We start from the raw sequence: 3,318 nt of genomic DNA on the forward strand, positions 1-3,318 counted from the left end.
GGGTGAGTGAGTGAGTCGAAAGTTATGTATCGCAGGCGGTCTAGGGAATCATCGCTGCAGCGGCCCGTTGCTATGCCTAATTCGGGCCGTTTGTTGCTTTAGAGACCTGGAAGATTTGCAACAGGAAAGTCCCTGTAGCTGGGCCCAAAAGACCGTTCTGTTGCTTTTGGGACGTCTTGGTGTGAGCCATTGACGCTGATGCAACGGCCGATGATCATCGTTCCATCGCACTAGGATTCGCCGAGATGGATTCTGATCAGGGCAACGCAATTAAACCGAATGTTTCCGGCCCACGCCCCAAACTCCACAATTGGATGGTCGAGCAGCGTGAGTATGAACGGCAGGAGCAGAGACGTGGGCGACGACATGCATATGAATCTGTCGACCCCCGCCGAACGGCTCTGATCGTGATCGATATGGTCCCGTTTTTCGTCGAGGAAAGCGGCTACTGCAGAGGTATACTGCCCAACATCATTCGTCTCGCAGACGCCCTTCGCACCTCTGGTGGCACTATTGCGTGGGTTGTTCCGGGTTCCGATCAACCTCATCCCGACCTCACACGGGAATTCTTTGGCGAAGAGGTAGCGGAGATATTTAGGACGTCGGGCGGGGCTGGCCCGATATCGGAGAGAGTGTGGGCTGGCCTATCTCCGCAAGCGGAAGACCTGTATTTCGAGAAGACCGCCTATAGCGCGTTTTTCCCTGGCTCTTCTGACTTGCCATCAGTTCTTCGCGCTCGCGGCATCGATACAGTCCTGATCACCGGAACCTTGACGAACATCTGCTGTGAGTCCTCGGCCCGAGACGCCTGTGCCAGCGGCTTCCGGGTAATTTTCATAGCTGACGGGACGGCCGCCAGGCGAGACCAGGACCACAACGCAGCACTCCACAATATCTATCGGAGCTTTGGCGATGTTCGGCCGACAGATGAAGCTGTCAGCCTCTTGTCTGCATAAAACGGGATGGGTGCCACTTCGACGGCTGCTTAGGGCTTCTCTGTCAATGTCTGGAAAGAATCTGGAACTCCTACTACTCCATGCGCTGCCCTTGGATGGATCGATGTGGGCCAACCAACTCGACCTCCTGCCAAGGGCGACATATGCGCCGACGCTTTATGGTTTCGGTGATCGCGTGGAGGATTGGGCTGCGGAAGCACTAAAACTCCCCAGAGGCAACCAAGTCATCGTCGTAGGTTGCTCAGTTGGTGGCTCATGTGCTTTGGAGGTTGCGGCGCTCGCCCCGGAGCGGGTTGCGGGATTAGTCCTTATAGGGACAAAGGCTGCGCGACGGCTAGACCCGGCGTTCCACGCAATGGCCGTCCAAACCCTTCGGAAGCAGGGGCTAGAGGTTGCGTGGCGCGAATGGTGGGAGCCCGCCTTTTCGACAACGGCTTCCCCCGCGATCATCGCTGAAGCGGAGCGCATCCTCATGCGCCAGCCGCTTGACGATGTGACGCGAGGCGTTCAGGCATTTCACACCCGCCAAAGCCGAGATGATGTCCTTTCGACATTTCCGGGCCCAGTGCACGTGGTCACGGGTGCAGACGACGTCCTGCCTGGATTGGCGACCAGCTCCAAGCAAGCCGATCTAGCCCAGAACGGTTGTCTGCATGTCGTCCCCGAATGCGGGCACTATGTGCCGATGGAACGACCGGAGGCGCTAAATTCGATAATCCGTCAATTGATAGATCAGATAGCGATGTGAGTGAGTTGCTTGGCGCGTGCTCGTGCGCTCGCTTCAACGTGGTTCACGCGGTTAAGGTATGTCTTCGCCCGAGCTATTGGGTCGTGGAGATACTGATCTGGCCCAAGCATCTTGTTGTCATTGAGATCGCGTCTATCGAGCAGATTGAAGCTGACACGTTCGAGGCGGCAATTCCATCCTTCCGGAGATCGGTTCGCCCATCCGTTCGTGTGGTAGGTCAGCAGTCGGTTCCGCAGCGAGTAGCCGTGGTGGTCGAAAGCAATTACGCCATCGGTCACGAAGATATGGTTTCCGGCGAAGCCTTCGCCGGGGATGATGCGCTCGGCATAAAATCCAGGAAGGGGTGCCTCCTTCAAAAACACTCCGGCGAGAATGGCACATGCGCCATTTCCGAAGAAGATGCGGTCAGGCAGAGCCCAGCGGCGCACGGGGTCCTTCTTTATGCCAGGCTTCAATGTGTACATAGCGGATGCCCCCTTATGCCGAGTTAGCAATAGCCTAATACCGAAAGGATGACTCTGGGGGCCGTCACTCGGAACCGATCTGAGTCGTGACAATGCGGACAGACAGCTTCGGTATCCGTCGAGTAGGCTGACTTCACCAACCTTCCGCTGCTGCTTTTTAGAGCCTCATCAATTTGAACGGACGCTTCAGCGTACGTCAGAGGATCAATCTCCCGGCGCTGATCCCGCCAAGCTTTTTCGACGCGATTCATATCAACGATCTGCCTCGCGCGGGCATGATCGTCAGCACATTTCGGTGAAACTGAATCGCCCCTGCTAAAGCACATCATTTCCGATGCAATGCGACAGGCAAGGTCTTCGACAGCAACCACTTTGATCGGCAGATCGCCGATCATTGCGGGGCTGATCCGCTCCAGCGTAGCGCCACAGGCGCTAAACACGTCGATCCGTACCCGCTGCTCCGGCTCCACAAGCTGAATGGCCAGCTTCCCTGTCGGCCGATGCGGATGCGCATGGCTGATCAGGAATGCCGACGCGAGAGCGGATGGCAATGTAATCGAATCCGGAGACAACAAGGTCGATGTCATTGAACGGCCGCCGACGCCCGGTTTCCGAACCAAGAGCCGGTTCCAACGCCATCCCGCCTGTCACAGCGTAATCCAGCCCGCAGGCGTTCAACTTCTGGAGCACATTCAAGACCCGTTCGGCATCAGGCACTTCGAGAAACGGATCAAGTCGGAGGTGCATCGTGATTTTCCAGTCTCTTCGGCCGTGGAACTGGCTCAGCGATTCCAAGCCTGGTCGATGGCCGCTCAGACGTCAATTAAATGCCGTCGAACTGCAAGCCGTGCTCGCGATCCAAGGATTTAGGAGAAGCGGAGACAACCTCGTTGATGTGATCGATATCGCCGACGAGCACCACGGTCTCGACGCCCCGACTGATGGCCGTATAGAGCATGGTGCGGTCCAGAAGCTTGGATCGGACCACGGGAATGATCACCCGCTTGAATGCCGACCCTTGCGCCTTGTGAACGCTGATCGCCCAGCCATGGGTGAGCTTCTCAAGGTCGGCGGTCGTGACCACATCTTCAGCGCCGTCGTCGAACTTCACCCAGGCACCCTTCTGGTGAGGTTTCATTACGACGCCGAG

5 protein-coding genes are annotated in these 3,318 nt (G+C 57.1%); 2 read left to right on the forward strand and 3 right to left on the reverse strand.

All coding sequences use genetic code 11. The annotated features are described in order from the left end of the window. Positions 1–314 precede the first annotated feature (314 nt). Both ILFOPFJJ_RS34400 and ILFOPFJJ_RS36730 read left to right on the forward strand, forming a co-directional pair. Positions 315–956 (forward strand): isochorismatase family protein, encoded by a 642-nt coding sequence (locus ILFOPFJJ_RS34400; protein ID WP_282438733.1) that lies wholly within the window; start codon positions 315–317, stop codon positions 954–956. 46 nt (positions 957–1,002) lie between these two features. After that, positions 1,003–1,704, forward strand: a complete 702-nt coding sequence (locus ILFOPFJJ_RS36730; RefSeq protein ID WP_376741499.1) for an alpha/beta fold hydrolase — start codon at positions 1,003–1,005, stop codon at positions 1,702–1,704. Here ILFOPFJJ_RS36730 and ILFOPFJJ_RS34410 read toward each other — a convergent pair. The 3 genes from ILFOPFJJ_RS34410 to ILFOPFJJ_RS34420 form a co-directional block, all read right to left on the reverse strand. Continuing rightward, positions 1,689–2,168, reverse strand: a complete 480-nt coding sequence (locus ILFOPFJJ_RS34410) for a hypothetical protein (RefSeq protein WP_173514845.1) — start codon at positions 2,166–2,168, stop codon at positions 1,689–1,691. The two genes, ILFOPFJJ_RS36730 and ILFOPFJJ_RS34410, sit on opposite strands and share 16 nt — an antisense overlap. Before the next feature lie 23 nt (positions 2,169–2,191). Continuing rightward, positions 2,192–2,755 carry a hypothetical protein gene (locus ILFOPFJJ_RS34415; protein ID WP_173514846.1) on the reverse strand — a complete coding sequence of 188 codons (564 nt, stop codon included), beginning with the start codon at positions 2,753–2,755 and terminating at the stop codon, positions 2,192–2,194. 236 nt (positions 2,756–2,991) lie between these two features. Beyond that, on the reverse strand, positions 2,992–3,318 hold a 327-nt coding region (locus ILFOPFJJ_RS34420; RefSeq protein ID WP_173514847.1), incomplete at its 5' end, for an ATP-binding domain-containing protein.

This window comes from Sinorhizobium psoraleae, from assembly GCF_013283645.1.
GTDB classification, from domain to species: Bacteria; Pseudomonadota; Alphaproteobacteria; order Rhizobiales; family Rhizobiaceae; genus Sinorhizobium; species Sinorhizobium psoraleae.

What these genes read in the sequence shown, in the direction of transcription:
- ILFOPFJJ_RS34400 (WP_282438733.1), top strand. Translation starts at nt 315, where the DNA reads ATGGTCGAGCAGCGTGAGTATGAACGGCAGGAGCAGAGACGTGGGCGA.
- ILFOPFJJ_RS36730 (WP_376741499.1), top strand. Translation starts at nt 1,003, where the DNA reads ATGTCTGGAAAGAATCTGGAACTCCTACTACTCCATGCGCTGCCCTTG.
- ILFOPFJJ_RS34410 (WP_173514845.1), bottom strand. Translation starts at nt 2,168, where the DNA reads ATGTACACATTGAAGCCTGGCATAAAGAAGGACCCCGTGCGCCGCTGG.
- ILFOPFJJ_RS34415 (WP_173514846.1), bottom strand. Translation starts at nt 2,755, where the DNA reads ATGACATCGACCTTGTTGTCTCCGGATTCGATTACATTGCCATCCGCT.